General features: G+C 62.8%; 15 protein-coding genes. 10 read left to right on the plus strand and 5 right to left on the minus strand.

The window, feature by feature from the left end; genetic code table 11:
* Nucleotides 1-52: 52 nt before the first annotated feature.
* Nucleotides 53-862 carry an alpha/beta fold hydrolase gene (locus ACR65K_RS09525; RefSeq protein WP_440152454.1) on the plus strand — a complete coding sequence of 270 codons (810 nt, stop codon included), beginning with the start codon at nt 53-55 and terminating at the stop codon, nt 860-862.
* A 43-nt stretch (nt 863-905) separates the two neighbouring features.
* On the opposite strand, the gene ACR65K_RS09530 is transcribed toward ACR65K_RS09525, so the two are convergent.
* Complete coding sequence (locus ACR65K_RS09530; RefSeq protein WP_440152456.1) at nt 906-1544, minus strand: TetR/AcrR family transcriptional regulator; 639 nt, start codon at nt 1542-1544, stop codon at nt 906-908.
* A 183-nt stretch (nt 1545-1727) separates the two neighbouring features.
* On the opposite strand from ACR65K_RS09530, the gene ACR65K_RS09535 reads away from it, so the two are divergent.
* From ACR65K_RS09535 to ACR65K_RS09565, 7 genes are all read left to right on the plus strand, one after another.
* Nucleotides 1728-3245, plus strand: coding sequence for an ABC transporter substrate-binding protein (locus ACR65K_RS09535; RefSeq protein ID WP_440152458.1), 1518 nt, complete (start codon nt 1728-1730; stop codon nt 3243-3245).
* Between the two features lie 70 nt (nt 3246-3315).
* Nucleotides 3316-4257 carry an ABC transporter permease gene (locus ACR65K_RS09540; RefSeq protein WP_440152460.1) on the plus strand — a complete coding sequence of 314 codons (942 nt, stop codon included), beginning with the start codon at nt 3316-3318 and terminating at the stop codon, nt 4255-4257.
* Nucleotides 4254-6101 carry a dipeptide/oligopeptide/nickel ABC transporter permease/ATP-binding protein gene (locus ACR65K_RS09545; protein ID WP_440152461.1) on the plus strand — a complete coding sequence of 616 codons (1848 nt, stop codon included), beginning with the start codon at nt 4254-4256 and terminating at the stop codon, nt 6099-6101. The genes ACR65K_RS09540 and ACR65K_RS09545 overlap by 4 nt, the downstream gene beginning before the upstream one ends.
* Nucleotides 6098-6958 carry an ATP-binding cassette domain-containing protein gene (locus ACR65K_RS09550; protein ID WP_440152463.1) on the plus strand — a complete coding sequence of 287 codons (861 nt, stop codon included), beginning with the start codon at nt 6098-6100 and terminating at the stop codon, nt 6956-6958. Before ACR65K_RS09545 ends, ACR65K_RS09550 begins: the two co-directional genes overlap by 4 nt.
* A gap of 44 nt (nt 6959-7002) precedes the next feature.
* Nucleotides 7003-9483, plus strand: coding sequence for a beta-glucosidase family protein (locus ACR65K_RS09555; RefSeq protein WP_440152464.1), 2481 nt, complete (start codon nt 7003-7005; stop codon nt 9481-9483).
* A 29-nt stretch (nt 9484-9512) separates the two neighbouring features.
* Entirely contained in the window at nt 9513-10499 is a 987-nt protein-coding gene (locus ACR65K_RS09560) for an alpha/beta hydrolase (RefSeq protein ID WP_440152466.1), read from the plus strand.
* Nucleotides 10500-10523: 24 nt separating this feature from the next.
* Entirely contained in the window at nt 10524-11690 is a 1167-nt protein-coding gene (locus ACR65K_RS09565; RefSeq protein WP_440152467.1) for a serine hydrolase domain-containing protein, read from the plus strand.
* Nucleotides 11691-11735: 45 nt separating this feature from the next.
* Here the strand turns inward: ACR65K_RS09565 and ACR65K_RS09570 are convergent, their stop codons facing one another.
* The 3 genes from ACR65K_RS09570 to ACR65K_RS09580 all read right to left on the minus strand — a co-directional run bounded on the left by ACR65K_RS09570 (nt 11736) and on the right by ACR65K_RS09580 (nt 14108).
* A complete protein-coding gene (locus ACR65K_RS09570; RefSeq protein WP_440152469.1) occupies nt 11736-12899 on the minus strand; it encodes a luciferase domain-containing protein in 1164 nt (387 codons plus the stop codon).
* A complete protein-coding gene (locus ACR65K_RS09575) occupies nt 12896-13420 on the minus strand; it encodes a VOC family protein (protein ID WP_440152471.1) in 525 nt (174 codons plus the stop codon). Before ACR65K_RS09575 ends, ACR65K_RS09570 begins: the two co-directional genes overlap by 4 nt.
* 112 nt (nt 13421-13532) lie before the next feature.
* Nucleotides 13533-14108 carry an NADPH-dependent F420 reductase gene (locus ACR65K_RS09580; RefSeq protein WP_440152472.1) on the minus strand — a complete coding sequence of 192 codons (576 nt, stop codon included), beginning with the start codon at nt 14106-14108 and terminating at the stop codon, nt 13533-13535.
* A gap of 102 nt (nt 14109-14210) precedes the next feature.
* Between ACR65K_RS09580 and ACR65K_RS09585 the strand changes: the two genes are divergently transcribed.
* Both ACR65K_RS09585 and ACR65K_RS09590 read left to right on the plus strand, forming a co-directional pair.
* On the plus strand, nt 14211-14708 hold the full coding sequence (locus ACR65K_RS09585) for a MarR family winged helix-turn-helix transcriptional regulator (RefSeq protein ID WP_440152473.1): 498 nt from the start codon (nt 14211-14213) through the stop codon (nt 14706-14708).
* Between the two features lie 148 nt (nt 14709-14856).
* A complete protein-coding gene (locus tag ACR65K_RS09590) occupies nt 14857-15309 on the plus strand; it encodes a DoxX family protein (RefSeq protein WP_440152474.1) in 453 nt (150 codons plus the stop codon).
* A 76-nt stretch (nt 15310-15385) separates the two neighbouring features.
* Here the strand turns inward: ACR65K_RS09590 and ACR65K_RS09595 are convergent, their stop codons facing one another.
* The gene (locus ACR65K_RS09595; protein WP_440152476.1) at nt 15386-15955 is read right to left on the minus strand and encodes an adenylate kinase; all 570 of its coding nucleotides are present in this window, start codon (nt 15953-15955) and stop codon (nt 15386-15388) included.
* Nucleotides 15956-15968: the final 13 nt, after the last annotated feature.

Consider the following 15968-nt stretch of genomic DNA (forward strand, 5'->3'; position numbering starts at 1 on the left):
TTTTTAGAGCTATAACCTCATCACTTTCGACCGATTGCCCAAGGAGGCAGCAATGACTGGTCAAACAAGGTCCTTTCGAACCTCAGACGGCGCACAACTGGTTTACGATGACTTCGGCTCAGGGCCGCCGGTGTTACTTGTTCACGGATTCACCTGCCAGGCGGCACACTGGGCCTTCCAGCGCCAGGCCTTGGTCGCCGCAGGTTACAGGACCATTGCGCTCGACCTTAGGTTCCACGGCCGCTCAGACTTCCCGGGCAGCGGTCAACGTGTCTCCCGCCTGGGCAAGGACGTCGGGGAATTGCTCGAGCATCTGGAGCTTGGCGACGTAGCCCTCGTTGGGCATTCCTTAGGCGTCTCCGTCTGTCTCGCATATTTCGACCTGTACGGAACGGACCGCGTTCGCGCGTTCGTAGCAATCGATCAGTCGCCAAAAATCGTTAACGACGAATCGTGGGCCTGGGGTGTCCGGTCCGTCGAATGGGCCAATGTGTGGGATTCCGTTAACGGGCGCTTTCAATGGGGCAATCCGGCACTTGAGCCTCCAGCGCCGCCCCACGTAGCGCAACTCTTTTCCGAAGTGGGCGGCCTCACGCAATTTCCCGATGGCGCTGTACTTCCGCTCCTGGTGGATCACTTCACAGCAGACTGGCGGGACGTTGCACCGACTGTGAATGTTCCGTCCTGGGTAGCCACGGGCCGCTTCTCGCCGTCTTTCCCGCTTGAAGGCATGCAGTGGCTGGCAGAGAACATGCCCAAATCTTCCCTTTCCGTTTTCGAAAACAGCGGGCACTGCCCCCATTGGAACGAGCCGGAAGAGTTCAACCGCGAGCTGCTCACTTTCTTGAGGGCAGCCCTGTAAAACGGTGTGGTTCCCCGGCAGGAATGCGTTCCTGCCGGGGGCACTAAAACTCTTCGGTAGTGATGGAACCCAGGAAGTTCTTTAACTCACCGGCCATGTCCACGGACTCGTTGTCCAGCAACCACTGCACCTGCAGCCCGTCCATGAGTGCCACCAGTTGCCGTGCGGCTGCCCCGGGCGTTACCCCGTGCCGCAACTTACCCTGCCGTTCCAAATCCGAGAAGGCCTGCCCACCAACTTCCCGCACCCAGTCGTAACGTCGCTGGAAGTACTCGTGGGCGGGGTGTGTGGGGTCTGTTGATTCGGCCGACAACACACAATGCAAGGCAACAAGTCCCGGCACAGTGGTGTTGTTGTGCACGAGCCGAACAATGCCATTCAGCGTTTCCATACCGTTGTCGGTGACGATTCCGGCAGCCGACCACGAGTCTTCATCACGAAGGGTCAGAACGGCCTCGAGAAGGGCCTCTTTGCTCGGGAAATGGTGGAGGAGGCCCGTCTTCGTCAGACCGATCTTGTCAGCAATGTCCTGAATCGATCCTGCCCGATAGCCGGCCGTGGAAAAAACCTCAAAGGCCGCCGTCAGAATTTCCTGCCGACGCGCTTCCGTCTTGGCGTAAGTTCCGCGCGGCCGGCCGCGCCGCGGTCCACGTGCGGCGGCAGTGGTCGCTGTTTCAGTCATCTTGAAACTCTAACAACCTTGGACAAGGCACGCCGGGGCGGACGTCAATGGCTGTGCGGCGCGTCACATTTGGCGAAATATCGATAGCGACAGCGAAAACATACCATCTGGTCTGTTTTCGTGTTAAGGTCTCTTTCAATGGCTGTCCATGGTGGACGCCACTGACCGTGAAAGGGACCAATGATGTTCCGACCTACACGCATGGCCGCACTTGCTGCCGCCGTTGCCCTGAGCCTCACTGGCTGCGGTGGAGGTGGGGAAAGCACTGCGGAGCACTCCTCGCAAACGCTCACTCTGGGCACCCTCATGGCGCCGAAATCTTTTGCTGCTGCCGACTCCGACTTTGCGAACGTTTCGCCTTTCTACCAGGCCGTGTACGACACCCTGCTCCGCATGGAACCTGGCGGAAAGCTGGTACCCATGCTGGCAACCGAGTGGAAGTACAACGACGACAAAACCGTCCTGACCCTGAAACTCCGCGACGACGTCAAATTCACCGACGGCACCCCCTTCAACGCGGACGCAGCAAAACAAAACCTGGAGCGATTCAAGGCCGGAACGTCGGCAGACGCCCAGTTCCTGGCAGCACTCAAGACAGCCACTGCTGTGGACAGCACGACCCTGGAACTGACCCTCTCGGCCCCAGACCCCGCATTCCTCGGCTACCTGTCCAAGGATGCATCGTTCATGCAGAGCCCGTCATCCTTCGGGAACGCGGACATCGCCACCAAACCTGTCGGATCCGGCCCCTACATCCTGGATACCGCAGCCACAGTCACCGGGAACTCATACTCGTACAAGAGCAATCCTGACTACTGGAACAAAGGCCTGGTCCATTACGACAACATGGTGCTGAACGTCTACCCGGAACAGACGTCACTCCTCAATGCCGTCAAGGCCGGAACGCTCAACGGCTCCCTCATCGATATTTCGATGATCCAGGAGGCTGAAGCAGCGGGCTACAAAAACAACTCCTTCGAGGGCAACTGGACTGGGCTGATCTTGTTCGACCGCGCCGGTAAGACCAACCCCGCCCTCAAGGACGTCCGCGTCCGTCAGGCGCTGAACTACGCCTTCGACACAAAAGCGCTGCTGGATGCTGTGAACCAGGGCCGCGGTTCAACCACCACCCAGGTGTTCCCGCCATCCTCGGACGCTTACGACGCTTCCCTGGACTCCCGCTACGCCTATGACCCTGCGAAGGCCAAAAAGCTTCTGGCCGACGCCGGGTACGCGAACGGTTTTACCCTGCAAATGCCGTCCACACCCCTGGTCAATAGCTCAATCTTCACCTTGATCACCCAGCAGCTCAAGGAAGTGGGAGTCACAGTGGAGACGGTCGATGCCGGCAACAACTTCATTGCCGATCTCCTGGCTGCAAAGTACGCCGCTAGTTACATGATTCTTGAGCAACAGTCGGACTGGCAGCTCATCAACATGAAGATTGCCCCAAATGCGGCCTGGAATCCCTACAAGTACGAGGATCCGACGGTTGACCAACTCATCAACAAGATCCACCTGGGTTCCGGGGACGAGCAGAAGTCGGCAGCGAAGGAATTGAACAAGTACATCGTGGAGCAGGCTTGGTTTGCCCCCTGGTACCGCCCGCAGAACAGTTTCGTAACTGACGCGAAGACCAAGGTCGAACTTCAGACCGGCAACGTTTACCCCTACATCTGGTCGTTCACACCCGCTTCGTAGCGGAGGGTTGCCGGACCGGCGACATTGCCCGGTCCGGCAACCTCAGCAACGTTTTCAAAGGATTTTTTGAATGTACCGATTCGTGCTGAAGCGCCTGGTTTCCGGCGTCCTCCTGCTGTTCGTCATCACCACGGTCGCCTACCTGCTGCTATACGCAGGGAGCGGCGACATCGCCCGCCGCATCGTGGGCCCCACCGCCACGGACGCCCAGGTTGCCATGAAGGCAAGCCAGCTGGGTCTCGACCGTCCCCTCGTTGTCCAGTACTGGGACTGGATAACCGGAGCCGTCACCGGCGACCTCGGCCACTCCTGGTTCAATGGCCAGCTCGTCAGCACCGGTGTCAGCAGCAGGGTTTGGGTCACGCTTTCCCTCGTCCTCGGCGCCACCATCGTCGCTGCCTTTATCTCGGTAGTCGTGGCTGTTTGGGCAGCAGTCCGCCGCGGCTGGATCGACCGCATAGTCCAGTTCGTGGGCGTCCTCGGCTTCGCTATCCCCGGGTTCCTGATCGCGCTGGGTCTGGTCTCCCTGTTCGCGCTCAACCTCAAGTGGTTCAAGGCCACAGGGTATGTACCCATTACGACGTCGTTTGGCGGCTGGGCGGCGACGGTCACCTTGCCGATCATCGCCCTCTCCATCGGATGCATCGCCGCCGTGGTGCAGCAGATCCGCGGTTCACTGATTGATGCGCTCCGCAAGGACTACGTTCGCACGCTGCGCGCCCGCGGATTGTCCTTCAACCGCGTTGTCTATAAGCACGTGCTGCGCAACGCGGGCGGACCGGCCTTGGCTGTACTTGCCGTGCAGTTCATTGGACTGCTGGGGGGCGCCGTCATCGTGGAACAGATCTTTGCTCTGCCCGGCCTCGGACAGATCACCGTCGCCGCCACCGGCCAGGGTGACATCCCGGTCGTGATGGGAGTCGTGCTTGCAACCGCTGCCATCGTGGTGACCGTCAACCTCATCATCGACCTGGCCCAGGGCTGGCTCAATCCGAAAGTTCGGCTGTCATGATCGACGCTCCTCCCGCACTGCCCACCACGGCAGCCAAGATTTCCCTCTTCCGCAAGCTCGTGACACACCCGACAGGTGCGGCATCGCTGCTTGTCCTGTTCCTGGTGGCACTGGCCTCCCTCCTGGCCCCAGTGCTGGCAACGCACGATCCCAACGAGGCCACCCTCAAGGATGTGCTGGCCAAGGCCGGATCCGGGCATCTGCTGGGAGCCGACAGCGCCGGACGCGATGTCTTCAGCCGCCTGCTCTTCGCCGGCCAGTTCAGCCTCGCCGGCGCCGTGGTGGCTCTCGCCGTGGCGCTGGTCATCGGCGTCACGGCTGGGCTCATCGCCGGGTACTACGGCGGCTGGTTCGATGCGGTCTCGTCCTGGCTCACCGGACTGTTGATGGCCCTGCCGGGCATGGTAGTCCTGCTGGCGGCCCGCGCAGTAGTTGGTCCCTCCATGTGGTTGTCCATGATGATCTTCGGTGTGCTGCTGTCGCCGGCTTTCTTCCGGCTTGTCTATGCGTCCGTCACCGCAGTCCGCAACGAACTTTATGTGGACGCGGCACGGGTCTCCGGCTTAAGCGACTTCAGGATCATCGGCCGCCACATCCTCACCGTGGTCCGGGCACCGGTCATCATCCAGTCAGCCATGGTCCTGGGCATCGCCATCGCCATCCAGGCCGGACTGGAATTCCTGGGGCTGGGCGATCGGAGCATGCCCACGTGGGGCAGCATGCTCAACGACGGCTTCATCAACATCTTCAAAGCACCCACGCTGGTGCTGTGGCCGGCCCTGGTCATCGGTCTTGTCTGCATCGCCCTGACATTGCTGGCCAACGCCATGCGCGACGAGCTGGAGCGCAGCAGCGGTCCGGTGAAGAAGGGCCGCAAGGCCGCGGCAGCGGCTGCAGCAGCCGACGCTGAAGGTGCCGCCGGGAAGCGCGGAGACGCCGCCGTCGTCCATTCTGAAGAGCCGGGCACAGACACGGGCGAATTGCTGCTGGAAGTCACGGACCTCGAAGTCGGCTACGACCAGCCCGACGGGTCTACCACCCACGTGGTGAACCACGTGGGCCTGACAGTCCGGCGCGGTGAGGTGCACGGCCTGGTCGGCGAGTCTGGTTCCGGCAAGACACAGACGGCGTTCTCCATCCTGCGGCTCCTGCCCCAGGATGGGCGCATCACAGGTGGTTCCATTTTCTTTGAGGGCAAGGATCTGGCGCACCTCTCCGAGAAGGAGATGACCAAGGTTCGAGGGAAGCGCATCGCGTACATCCCGCAGGAACCCATGTCCAACCTGGACGGCGCGTTCACCATCGGCAGCCAGTTAATGGAACCCATGCGGGTGTGCCTGGGCATCTCCAAGGCTGAAGCCCGGAAACGTGCCCTGGCGCTGCTGGCGAAGGTCGGCATCCCCCACCCGGAACGGACCTTCAACTCGTACCCGCACCAGATCTCCGGCGGCATGGCCCAGCGCGTCCTGATCGCCGGCGCCGTGTCCTGCAATCCGGATCTGCTGATCGCCGACGAACCCACCACCGCTTTGGACGTCACTGTGCAGGCTGAAGTCCTGAACCTGCTCCGCGAGCTCCAGGACGAACTGAACATGGGCGTCATCCTGGTGACCCACAACTTCGGGGTAGTGGCCGACCTCTGCGACCGCGTCTCCGTGATGCAGACCGGCCGCGTCGTGGAAACCGGTCCTGTCCGGGCCATCTTCAACGATGCCCAGCACCCGTACACCCGCCAGCTGCTAGACGCGATCCTCGAAGACACCACCCCCCGCGGGCAGTACATCCCGGCCACCGGCACAGCGCAGCTAGCCAAGCCCCAGGAATTGAAAGGAGTGACGTCATGACCGACACCCTGCTCGACGTCAAGGACGTCGTCGTCGAATATCCGCTCAAGGGCTTCCGGAAGGAACCGTTCAAGGCGCTCAAGGGCGTTTCCCTTGACATCCGCCCGGGTGAGACTGTGGGCCTCGTAGGGGAGTCCGGCTCGGGCAAGACCACCTTGGGCCGCGCCGTGCTGGGGCTGGCGCCCGTTACCGGCGGCAGCATCAAATACCGCGGCGAGGAGATCTCCAAGGCCACCCGCGCCCAGCGCAAGGAACTCAGCAACGAGATCCAGGTGGTTTTCCAGGACCCGTACACATCGCTGAACCCCTCCATGACCATCGAGCAGATCCTCACCGAACCGCTCACCGTCCGCAAAGTGGACCGCAAGGCGGCCAACCAGCGCGTGGCCGAACTGCTGGACCAGGTCCGGCTGCCGCACGGCGCCGCGCACCGGCTGCCGCGGGAATTCTCCGGCGGACAGCGCCAGCGCGTCGCCATCGCCAGGGCCCTCGCCCTGGATCCAAAGCTCATCGTCTGCGACGAGCCCGTCTCCGCCCTGGACCTCTCCACGCAGGCCCGCGTCATGGAACTCTTCATCGAGATCCAGGAACGCACCGGTGTCGCCTACCTCTTCGTCTCCCACGACCTCGCCGTGGTGCGGCACCTCAGCCACCGCGTTGCCGTGATGTACCACGGCGAGATCGTCGAATGGGGCGACGGCGATCAGGTCACCGGGGCACCTGAACACCCCTACACGCAGCGGCTGTTCATGGCCGCTCCGATTCCCGATCCCGACCGGCAGGCCAAACACCGGGCCGACAGAGTACGCCTCCTGGAACTCCAGCATCAGCAGGACCTCCAGGCCGGCGTAGCCTGAAAAACAGCAAGAACATCAACGCAAGAACAGCCAAGAAAGCCACCATGGAACTCCTCACCGACGCAGCAAAAACCGACCACAGCACCGACGCACGACTGAAGTCCCTGATGGCTGAACTGACACTTGCGGAAAAGATCCAACTGCTGACGGGACGTGATTTCTGGACTACCTGGCCACTCGAAAAGATCGGGCTGCGGCGCATGCTCTTCTCAGACGGTCCGACGGGCGTCCGCGGTGAAGTCTGGGACGAGCGTGAGCCGTCCATGAACTTTCCATCAGCTGCCGCCATCAGCTCCTCGTGGGATCCGGCCATCGCCGACCGGCTTGGGGCCGCGTCGGCTGTTGAAGCCCGGCGCAAGGGAGTGGACGTGGTCCTGGGGCCGACGATCAATCTGCACCGTTCCCCGCTGGGGGGAAGGCACTTCGAAGCATTCAGTGAAGACCCGGTGCTGACAGCCGAGCTGGCGGCCGCCTACGTGTCAGGTGTGCAGCGCAATGGTGTGGGCGCCACCCCCAAGCACTACGTGGCCAACGATTCTGAAACTGACAGGTTCACCGTCGATGTAAAGGTGGGGGACCGGCCACTGCGGGAGCTTTATCTTCTCGCATTCGAAAAGGCCATCGTTGAATCGAAAGCGTGGCTGGTGATGAGTGCGTACAACTCCATTAACGGCATCACCGCGACCGAAAACGACCTTCTGGAAACCCCCCTGAACAGCGAATGGGGCTTCGACGGCGTGGTCATCAGCGACTGGACTGCAGTCCGCAGCATCGACAGTGCCGCCGCTTCCCAGGACCTCGTTATGCCGGGGCCGGATGGCCCCTGGGGTGAAGCCCTCGTCGCGGCGGTGAAAGCCGGCCGGATTCCGGAATCCGCGATCGAGCGGAAGGTGTTGCGGATCCTGCAGCTCGCCGCCCGGGTGGGTGCCCTCGAAGGCTTCGAGGCCGTCCGGCCCGAACCCGCGGACCGGGAGGACCTTGTCGCGTTCGCCCGGGAAGCCTCTATTGCCGGTACCGTGATGGTGAAAAACGACGGCCTGCTTCCACTGGATCCAACCGCGGTCCGAAAGGTCTCGGTCATCGGACACAACGCCCGCTACGCCCGCACGCAGGGCGGCGGCTCCGCCACGGTGGTTCCCGAAAGAATAGTCACGCCCCTGGACGGGATCCGCGCTGCTTTCGGTCCAGACAACGTCAGTTACACCGTGGGAGCGGTAGTGCAGGAAGGGATCGCGGAATTCCCCCTGGAACAAATCACCAATCCGGTCACCGGAGCCCCCGGCATCAGAGTTCGCTTTTTGGACGCCAACGGTCACGAGCTCTTCGCCGAGGACCGACGCTCTACATCGCTGGTCTGGTTCGGAGGAGACGCACCCATCTCGACAGCATCGACGGTTCAGTTCCACACCATCTACACACCGCACGAGACCGGCACCATTCGGCTCGGCTTCTCCAGCGTGGGGCATGGCCGTATTTTCGTGAATGGCGTACTTGTCCATGACGCCAAGGTTGAAGCTGTTGGAACGGACCTGGGGGCGGCATTGCTCGCGCCGCCAGCAGCCTCGGTTCCGGTGGACGTGGTCGAGGGCACCCCACTCAACATACGGGTAGAACTCACCAGCAAGACGGCAGGGGCACTATCGAACACGCTCGGAATCACGATTGGTACCGAAGCCGACAATGCGGACCCCAACGGCCTCATTACCGCAGCGGTGGAAGCTGCGCGCGCTGCCGACGTTGCGGTCGTCGTAGTGGGCACCAATTCCCGCGTTGAGTCCGAGGGATACGACCGTTCCTCCCTCGAACTCCCCGGCACGCAGGACCGTTTGGTCCACGCCGTGGCCGCTGCCAACCCCCGCACTGTCGTTATCGTGAACTCCGGTTCTCCTGTCCTGATGCCTTGGCGCGACGAAGTAGCGGCGACCTTGATCGGCTACTTCGGCGGTCAAGAGTTCGGCCATGCACTTGCCGACATCCTGACGGGGGAAGCCGAGCCCGGCGGCCGACTGCCCACCACATGGCCCGCACGCCAGGAGGACGTGCCCGTCATCAATGTCACGCCCGAGGCCGACGGGACCCTCACCTACGACGAAGGGATCCATATCGGCTACCGTGCCTGGCTCAAGGCCGAAAGGACGCCGGCATACGAATTCGGGTACGGGCTTGGCTACACGCACTGGAACCTGGATTCCGTGGATGCCCCGGCCACAGCCACGGCGGATACAGCTCTTCCAGTCACCATCGCACTTACGAATAGCGGCGCCCGCGCCGGCAAGAACGTCGTGCAGGTGTACGCGGAAAGGCCAGACTCCGCCGTCGACCGCCCTATCCGATGGTTTGTCGCCTCCGTTCCTGTATGGGCAGAGGCCGGCGAAACCGTTACAGCCAGTGTGGACGTCCCCACCCGGCTCTTTGCGTACTGGAACAACGGCTGGACCTACGAGCCGGGCATGTACACCCTCCGCATCGGCACCTCCGTCAACGAACTCCCGCTGCAGGCAACGCTGGAACTTGTCCAGGACTAGGGCCCCTCAAGAAAAGGAACGACAAAGACATGGCCGATACAGGCACGCAAATCTCGAGTACATCAATGGCCGGCCAGCTGATCCGCGGCCTGGAGCTGAACGGGCCCTTCCCGGACCCCAGAACTGACACAGACCACCAGTCACTTGTGTCCATCTATCCGGAGTTGGCCGCTGTATCTGCAGTCGACATTGATGTCCCGACCCCCGAGGGCCGGGTCCCCGGACGCCTGTACCGTTGTCCCGGCGAAGCCCTGGCTGGCCTCGTCTGGGTCCACGGTGGGGCCTTCATTGCCGGCGACCTGGACATGCCCGAGGCGCACTGGGTCAGCCTCTACCTCGCCTCGCACGGAACGTCAGTGCTGTCACTGGACTATCGCAAGGCCCTTCACGGCGTGAAGTATCCGGCCCCGTCAAACGACGTACTCGCCGGTTGGCGCTGGGCAAGTGAGAATCTTGAATCTCTGGGGTTACGGACTGTGCGAGACCTTCACCTTGGCGGGGCAAGCGCCGGCGCCGCGCTGACTGCCGCGCTGACGGGACGGCTGAGGGACGAATCCGGGCAGATGCCTGCTTCCTTGCTGCTCGCATACCCTCTCGTCCACGCCGAGCTTCCCCCGCTCAACGAGGATCTACGCGGGAAGATGGCCGGCGTTCCCGCTGACCTTGCCTTCGGGCCGGACTTCATCCGGGACATCAACCTGAATTTCGCCGGCAGTGAGGACACGTTTAAGGACGCGCATGCGTTCGCCGGGGAGGGCGACGTCAAGGGTTTTCCCCCCGTCTACATCATCAATTCCGAATCCGACACGCTGCGCGCCTCAGGGGAACTCTTCGCAGCCCAACTGGAAGCCGCAGGAGTGCCAGTCCGCATGGAGATGGAACCCGACAGCATGCACGGACACCTGGACCATCCCCACACAGGACCAGCCAAACACTCCGTTGAGCAAATGCTCGCCTGGCTCAGCGGTGCCGCCCGGACGGCAGCACCGGGCAGCCATTCGCCGGTCCACCACTAGTTTCCAAGGAAAGGTCCGCACCATATGTCAGCCGTCACGGCTCCTGCCAAAAACCAGTCCACCGGCACCGTCGCTCCCCGGTTCGAGGACGTACGGGCCCAGTTGGATGCCTATCTCGCCGAGGACCCCAACTACAGCGCCCAGCTGGCCGTGTACTGGAAGGACCACCTCGTGGTTGATCTGGTCGGTGGGGACGGCCTGGAACGCGACACGTTGACGAGAACGTTCTCGGCGACAAAAGGCGTCGCCGCAGTAGCCCTGGCGACGCTGGTCAGCTCAGGGCAGCTGGACCTTGATCAAACGGTGGTTCACTATTGGCCGGAATTTGGCGCCAACGGAAAAGAACGGGTGCTTGTCCGCGAGCTCTTGTCGCACCAGGCTGGACTGATCAACGTGGACGCGGGGCTGGAAACCGCGGACATACTGGACTCCCGCCGCGCGGCCCCCAAACTCGCGGCGCAACGGCCGTACTGGCGCCCGGGATCAAGCTTCGGTTATCACGGCCTCACCATCGGATCCGTCATCGAGGAACTGGTGCGGCGGATTACGGGCCTGACCTTGCAGGAACTCTATGAGAACACTGTCCGCGCACCCCGGGACATTGACTTTTGGCTCGGCCTGCCGGAATCAGAAGAGGATCGGTTCGAAGCAGTACGTCCCGCGCAACCTACGACCGAACAGCTTGAAATCATGTCCGCAAGCCAGATGTCGCCGGATGGTCTTGGCGCCCTGATGTTCAACGGTGTCAACAGCCGTGTACCGCCAAACCTGGGTCCCTACTCACCCAATCGCCGCGAAGTGCGGGGGGCTGGCCCTGCCGCAGTTGGCGGTATCGGATCGGCAAGGGGGCTGGCGCAGGTTTACGCAGCAGCCATTGGCCTGACGGGGGATGCCCTCGTAGACTCCGATACTGTTGCGGCAATGGGGCAGCAGCAGGTGTGGGGAGTGGACAGGGTCCTGAATTTCCCGGCGTCGTTCGGTGTCGTTTTCATGAAGCCCCACCCAGGCTCTGATTTTGGCAGCTACCAGGCGTTTGGCCATGATGGTGCCGGTGGGGCGCTCGGGTACGCTGACCCGCTGTACGGCATCAGCTTTGGCTATATCCCGCTCCAGATGCAACTGCCGGGCGGCGCGGATGCGAGGGCGATCCACCTCTCGCAAACCGTGAGGGCTGCTGTCCGCCAGAGCTAGGCGCAAGGGAGCCATGGCCGTCTCTGGCCATGGCTCCGCGGAATGTCAGGCGTTCCCGCTGCCTGCGGGGAGCGTGGCGTAGGCGTGGCTTGTCTGCAGGATTCCGGTGACGACATCAAGCTCAGCGTCATTCCGCGGTCCATAGATCATGACCATTCCCCGGGCAAGCCGGATCCCGGCCAGGGGATGAGCCACGCCCCAACCTTTGGCTATGGCATCGCGGGCAAGAGCCGGAGGCAGGGCCGTATGCAGTGATCCATCGTACTCGGGGTGGAGGTGCGCAAACTCTCCAGCCTGTGGAACGAGGAATGCGTCAAGCGGCGCCCGTGCGTCGCGTTCGACCATGAAGCCGGATGCACCGGGCACGGAGATGGCTGACTGGCGTGCAGTTACCCCGGGCAAGGCGAGGACACGGTCCAGGAGCCGCTCCCGGACGTGGCGCGGGCTATTGTCGGAGCGCTGCTCCTGCGGTATCGACCAGGAAACATCGGGGCGAGCGCCGGAGCGAACCGGGAGCGCGCCGTCTGGTAAGGCACTCCAGGTGCGATCGTCGGACGGCAGAGTGCCGCGGGAGGCGAGGAAGTGCAAACGCTCCGCGATCCAGCCGCCAAGCTCCGCAACGGTGGCATTGGTGAGGCCGTGGCCGCCGGGATCGCGGCGGGCGTAGCTGGGTGCGCCGGAACCACCGAGCAGGTAGGTCCACGTTCGGTCGAGGAGCTCGCGGGGGATGACAGTGTCCGTTTCGCCTTGGGCTACGAAGACTGGCACCCCGGCCAGGCGGGCAGGTGAAGTTGGGACGCCGGCGTCGAACGGTAATGTTCCGTAGAGGATGGCAGCGCCTGCGAAACGTTGTGGATCGGACAGGAGCAGACCTCCGGCAAAGGCTGCGCCGCCGCTGAAGCCGACGAGTATCACCTGGCGACCCGAGGGTGCCACATTGTCGAGCCACTTGCGGAACCAAGCCATCGTCTGATTGAGGGACTCCGCCACCGGACGGCCGATTCCACGGTTGGCAAACCAGGCGTAGCCGCCTCCGGCCGGAATCGGTGCGCGGACAGCGGCGTACGACGGGCCCGCTGGCAAGTGTCCGGCCAAACCGATGATGCCGGTCTCGTCCGCGCCGCGTCCATGCAGCAGCACCACCAGGGGACGGTCGGTGGTGTCAGGGGTGTGCCAGACAACCGTGGGTTCGTCGAAGGCGTCATTCATTGGTTGTCCTCATCAGGATTAGTTTCGGTGATTCGGCCAGCGGTGGGTACACCGGACCATCTGCGCAGTTCGTCGTCGAGCTCCAGCGGCTCAACGGGCGCGGTGTTCGCGTACTCGCCCCAATGCTGGCGGGGAAGCATCCACATAAGTTCGAACTCGTTGCCGTCCGGATCCACCCCGTAGACGCTTTTCGTGGCCCCGTGGCTGGATTGACCTGTGTACGCGCCGGCTTCTTCTAAGGTCCTTCGGGCTTCCGCCAGCTCTTCGATGGTGTCCAGCTGCCAGGCAAGGTGGTAGAGCCCGACGGCGCCACGCACCTTGGGCGGCGCGGTGTCGCCTACCCCGAAGAGGCCGAGGTCGTGGTGGTTACCGGAGCGCGGAAGCCTCAGGAAGGACGCGTTGGCGCGCGGTTCGCGGGCGACGACTTCCATTCCAAAGAGCTGGGTATAAAAGCGTTCGGCCCGGGCAAGGTCGGTGACGAAGAGTACGGCATGGTTCAGCCGGACGGGTGAGACTGGCATCGGAAGGTGGTTCTTTCTCGGTACGGAAGCCGCGCCCGTGGTCCGGGAGCCGGCCTGTTAGCCGGCCGGTTCCCGGAAAGTACGGCGGTGCGGAGTCGGGTGGTCTGCCTGTTTAGGCCTTGACGGCGAAGCCGCCGGTCCAAGCGATCTTTTCACCGGCGGCAAGGGCGATCTGCAGGAAGCCCGTTGCCTCCAGCTCCCGTGCCCGGCGCAGCGATCCGGCGTCGATGGCGCGCAGCCCGGCGGCGGAGATGAGCCCTGCAAGCCGGGTCTTCGCGTCCGCGTCGTCCCCGGCGATCAGCACTGTAGTGGGCTGCCCGGCGATTTCGCCCGAGGCCAAGGTGGCCGCGAAGGTGGTGTTGAACGCCTTCACTACGCTGGAGTTGGGAAGCGCGGCCTGGATCTGGGCGGTGGCTGAGGAATCGGCCGGCACGGTCAGGGAGTCGAAGGTTTCGAAGTTCAGCGGATTCGTGATGTCGACGACGATCTTGCCGGCGAGCTGCTCGGCACGCTGGGCCAGGATCTCCTGCACGGCCGGGTAGGGAACAGCCAGGACGACAATCTCTCCGGTAATGGTCTTGTCGGTGTCCCCGCTGCCGAGGACCTGGACGGTATTGCCGCCCTTCTCTGCGATACCGGCGATAGCCGAGCCCATGTTGCCTTGTCCGAGGATGCTTACTGCAGTCATGACGGTCTCCTTTGTGTGTAACCCTCATTAGTTGAGGCTTCAACTAAATAGTAGCGCCCAAACTTAGTTGTTGCAACAACCAATTTGGGGAAGAATGAAAGTATGGAGACACGATGGCTCACAAGGGATGAATTGGCTGCCTGGGTACGGCTGTATACGGTGGTCGAACTGTTGCCGAATGCGCTCGACTCCCAGCTCCGCCGCGACGCGGATCTGACGAACTTTGAGTACTACGTGCTCGCCATGCTTTCGGAAGCTCCCCGGCAGACGCTGAGGATGACAGATCTGGCAGCGCAGACGAGCGCCACGCTGGCGCGCCTGTCCCACGTCGTAAAGCGTCTTGAGGCACGCGGCCTGGTGGAGCGCTTTCCGTGCCCCGAGGATCGACGCGCAACCAACGCGCGCCTCACCGACGAGGGGCAGCGCAAAATTGTCGAAACCGCACCCGGCCATGTGGAAAACGTGCGGCGGAACGTTATCGACGCACTAACTCCGGAGCAGCTCGGTCAGTTGCGGGGGATTGCCGATGCCTTGTTGGAGAAGCTCGACCCTGACGCAGCGATGGCCCCTCTGTACCGCCGGCATGACGGATCTGAGTGAGTTTTGCCATGGGAGGCGGCGCCAAAGTAGGCCCGCAAAATAGTTGACGCGACAAGTAATGGCGCATAGGCTATTACTTGAAACATCAACTTATTCCTTTTGAAGACCGCTACTGCAGGCTTCAGAAGGCGAGAAAAAGGACCGCACCATGACTTCTCCCATCCAGCCCGCTGCCACCCAGTCCAACATCGCCCGCACAGTCCTGCGCCTCGTTGTGGGCGTTATCTTCTTCGCCCATGGCTGGCAGAAGATCTTCGACTACACCATCCCCGGCACCCAGGCAGCCTTCGCGCAGATGGGGGTACCGGCGGCGGAGCTGGTTGCTCCGGCGATCGGCTTCCTGGAACTCCTTGGGGGCGCCGCCATCATTGTCGGCGTGCTGGTTCGTCCCGTAGCCATCCTCCTGGCACTGGACATGCTTGGCGCCCTCTTCCTGGTGCACGCCCCGGCCGGAATCTTCGCTGACAAAGGTGGTTACGAACTCGTACTCGTCCTTGCTGCCGGCGCCGCAGCCCTCGCCATCGTCGGGGCAGGCCGTTTCTCCGTCGACGCTTTGCTCTTTGGCCGTAACGGCAACCGTACCCTGGCAGCCCTGGCCTAAGCGGCAGCCAAACTCATAAACGACGAATGGCGCCGGCACCCGCATAAGCGGATGCCGGCGCCATTTCGCTTAAAGGCTAGATGGCCTGTACTGCCTTGATGGCCAGCATGACGCGATCCGTGACCTCATCGATGCCGCCGACGCCGTCGACTTGGGCGAGGATGCCGCGGTCGGCGTACTTGGCCACCACGGCTTCGGTCTGCTCGTGGTACAGGTCCAGGCGGTGGCGGATGACGGCTTCGTTGTCGTCGCTCCGGCCCGTTTCCTTGGCGCGGCCCAGGAGGCGGTGCACCAGCTCTTCGTCGTCGGCGGTGAGCTGCAGGACTACGTCGAGCTTCTCGTCAGCGTCGGCGAGGATCTCGTCAAGGTAGTCCACCTGCGCGGTGGTGCGCGGGTAGCCGTCCAGCAGGAAGCCATTTTCGACGTCGGGTTCGCCCAGGCGGTCGCGGACCATCTTGTTGGTTACGCTGTCCGGGACGAAGTCACCGTTGTCCATGTACTTCTTTGCCTTGATGCCCAGCGGGGTGCCACTCTTCACGTTGGTACGGAAGATGTCGCCGGTGGAGATGGCCACAACGCCGAGGCGTTCTGAAATCCGCTCCGCCTGCGTTCCTTTTCCGGAACCGGGAGGTCCAATAATCAGCATTCTCGTCATCGCA

This window comes from Arthrobacter sp. SAFR-179 (assembly GCF_059414945.1).

Coding starts and splice junctions, on each gene's coding strand:
- ACR65K_RS09525 (WP_440152454.1), top strand. CDS start 53: ATGACTGGTCAAACAAGGTCCTTTCGAACCTCAGACGGCGCACAACTG.
- ACR65K_RS09530 (WP_440152456.1), bottom strand. CDS start 1,544: ATGACTGAAACAGCGACCACTGCCGCCGCACGTGGACCGCGGCGCGGC.
- ACR65K_RS09535 (WP_440152458.1), top strand. CDS start 1,728: ATGTTCCGACCTACACGCATGGCCGCACTTGCTGCCGCCGTTGCCCTG.
- ACR65K_RS09540 (WP_440152460.1), top strand. CDS start 3,316: ATGTACCGATTCGTGCTGAAGCGCCTGGTTTCCGGCGTCCTCCTGCTG.
- ACR65K_RS09545 (WP_440152461.1), top strand. CDS start 4,254: ATGATCGACGCTCCTCCCGCACTGCCCACCACGGCAGCCAAGATTTCC.
- ACR65K_RS09550 (WP_440152463.1), top strand. CDS start 6,098: ATGACCGACACCCTGCTCGACGTCAAGGACGTCGTCGTCGAATATCCG.
- ACR65K_RS09555 (WP_440152464.1), top strand. CDS start 7,003: ATGGAACTCCTCACCGACGCAGCAAAAACCGACCACAGCACCGACGCA.
- ACR65K_RS09560 (WP_440152466.1), top strand. CDS start 9,513: ATGGCCGATACAGGCACGCAAATCTCGAGTACATCAATGGCCGGCCAG.
- ACR65K_RS09565 (WP_440152467.1), top strand. CDS start 10,524: ATGTCAGCCGTCACGGCTCCTGCCAAAAACCAGTCCACCGGCACCGTC.
- ACR65K_RS09570 (WP_440152469.1), bottom strand. CDS start 12,899: ATGAATGACGCCTTCGACGAACCCACGGTTGTCTGGCACACCCCTGAC.
- ACR65K_RS09575 (WP_440152471.1), bottom strand. CDS start 13,420: ATGCCAGTCTCACCCGTCCGGCTGAACCATGCCGTACTCTTCGTCACC.
- ACR65K_RS09580 (WP_440152472.1), bottom strand. CDS start 14,108: ATGACTGCAGTAAGCATCCTCGGACAAGGCAACATGGGCTCGGCTATC.
- ACR65K_RS09585 (WP_440152473.1), top strand. CDS start 14,211: ATGGAGACACGATGGCTCACAAGGGATGAATTGGCTGCCTGGGTACGG.
- ACR65K_RS09590 (WP_440152474.1), top strand. CDS start 14,857: ATGACTTCTCCCATCCAGCCCGCTGCCACCCAGTCCAACATCGCCCGC.
- ACR65K_RS09595 (WP_440152476.1), bottom strand. CDS start 15,955: ATGCTGATTATTGGACCTCCCGGTTCCGGAAAAGGAACGCAGGCGGAG.